Below are 2,024 nucleotides of genomic sequence, written 5' to 3' on the forward strand. Positions count from 1 at the left end.
CCAGATCGAGATACAGCAGGGAATATCGCAGCTGCTTGAAACGAGCCGATAAAAAAGGCATCTCCGTATGAAATATGATCCATTTTTTTATAGCCATTTTTTACGGAATCACCAAACCATAACAGCAGTCCTGTCGCAAGAAATTCCCAGCCGATCGTTAAGCCAGATTTAGAAATACTGTCAAAATAGTCTTTGAACAAAAGACCAATCGCAACTGCAGGGATCGTTCCTATCACTAAAAGCCCTGTAAGCTTGCTAAAGGGATGACGAATAATATGCCATAGCTCACGCTTATAAAAGACAAATACAGCAAGCAGAGTGCCCATATGCAGCATCGTATCTAGATACAATCCTGCATCGTCTAAGCCAAATAAGTGGCGCCCTAAATACAAATGTCCCGTGCTGCTTATCGGTAAAAACTCTGTAAGCCCTTGAATGATTCCCAAAATAAATGCTTCAAACCACGACATCTTATCACCTCATACAGCGTGTCCTTATTAGTAGTGTATAGAGGAAGTTCTGAGAACATGACAAAAACATGGAAGTATAGGCATTCATTTAGTGAAATAAATACATAAAAATAGGTCATAGTATAAGAAGAGACGACCATTCTTATCTCCATCTCATCCACAATGAATGGWAAGAGGTGCTAAAAATGATACGAAAATGGGTGGCTGTATGCGTCGTATTCGCTGCTTTTATTTTTCCGCAGGCAGTAAGTGCTGAACAGCCAAAAGTAGAGATATTTCAAATTGAAACGGGGAGAGTCGTTCGTTCAACGCTCAAACCTCCAAATGTTCAAAAAGAAGCTGAAAAAAGTATTGCGTCCATTACTGGTTTATATAAAAAGGCAAGTCCGCTTCCTAAAAAAGGCTATCTTGTTAAAGTACCTCTTGATCCAGCCGTGAAAATTGAAAATAGTGCGGTCAACACGCTGGCAAGTGAAGTTATTTTTGTTCTTGAGCCGAATCAAAAGCCAATCATGATGGTATTTGACAATGAAAATAGAACCTATTTTTTTGAATTCACTCATGATTTAACTCTTCTCAGAAAAGCATTACAGCTATAAGTCATCGAAATGATGGCTTTTTTTTACATAGACAGTTGACAGTTTATTATGATAAATGTAATATATTTAGAAAAGTCAGAAATAATAAGGGGGAGAATTATGTGATAGCTCTACGATCGTTCTCCAAAAAAGACTTTAAACAGCTAATGGATTGGATTCCCTCCGAGTCATTTATGGTGCAATGGAGCGGCTCTAGCTTTTCTTTTCCGCTGACTCCTAGACAGTTAAAACACTACATTCGATATGCTAATGAAGATGGTGCTTCTACCTATGCTTTTTCCGTCATAGATGAAAATGAACAGCTTATTGGGCATATTTCTCTTGCTCATATTGATTATTATCATAAAACAGGAAGAATTGGCCGAGTGCTGCTTGGTGAAAAGTATAGAGGAAAAGGGCTTTGCTCGCACATGTTTGAAAAAGTGTTAGCTTTCGGTTTTGAAGAACTGGGTCTTCACCGAATTTCGCTCGGCGTCTTTGATTTTAACGAGCGGGCGATTCAGTCCTATGAACGAATTGGCTTTACACGCGAAGGCCTTCTTCGAGATGTCCGGCTTGTAGATGGACAGTACTGGAGCTTAATTGAAATGAGTATGTTAGAAAGTGAATGGGYACAGCGTGATGTGCATCAAAAATCAAGCTAAAATCTACTAGTGAAAAGCCAGCTTCTCAACAAGCAGGCTTTTTTGACGTATGCTTAAATTTCTCTAAAAAGGTATAAATTTTCATTCATTAAGGCATATAGAGAGTAAGTGACGTGTAAAGGAGACCGTATGAATGAAAAAATACAAAATAGGGATCTTAGCGGCATGTATTTTGCTTTTAGGAACCGCTGGATTTGGAATTGCCTATCAACAGCAAACATCTGCTAAAGAGCAKCCTCACTCGTTTAATGTACTAGTTATGGGCGTAGATGAAAGGCCAGGAGATACAGGCCGCTCAGATGTATTAATGG

The 2,024-nt window shown here is 38.9% G+C and carries 3 protein-coding genes; 2 read left to right on the forward strand and 1 reads right to left on the reverse strand.

The features are described from left to right. The coding region (locus AC1DRF_RS24815; protein ID WP_477741945.1) for an undecaprenyl-diphosphate phosphatase at nucleotides 1–470 on the reverse strand (470 nt) is incomplete at its 3' end. Nucleotides 471–655: 185 nt separating this feature from the next. On the opposite strand from AC1DRF_RS24815, the gene AC1DRF_RS24820 reads away from it, so the two are divergent. Beyond that, nucleotides 656–1,069, forward strand: a complete 414-nt coding sequence (locus AC1DRF_RS24820; RefSeq protein WP_016764790.1) for a hypothetical protein — start codon at nucleotides 656–658, stop codon at nucleotides 1,067–1,069. Between the two features lie 101 nt (nucleotides 1,070–1,170). Next, complete coding sequence (locus AC1DRF_RS24825) at nucleotides 1,171–1,713, forward strand: GNAT family N-acetyltransferase (protein ID WP_477741946.1); 543 nt, start codon at nucleotides 1,171–1,173, stop codon at nucleotides 1,711–1,713. The last annotated feature ends 311 nt before the right edge of the window (nucleotides 1,714–2,024 follow it).

The sequence above is a fragment of the Priestia sp. P5_B4 genome (genome assembly GCF_056400385.1).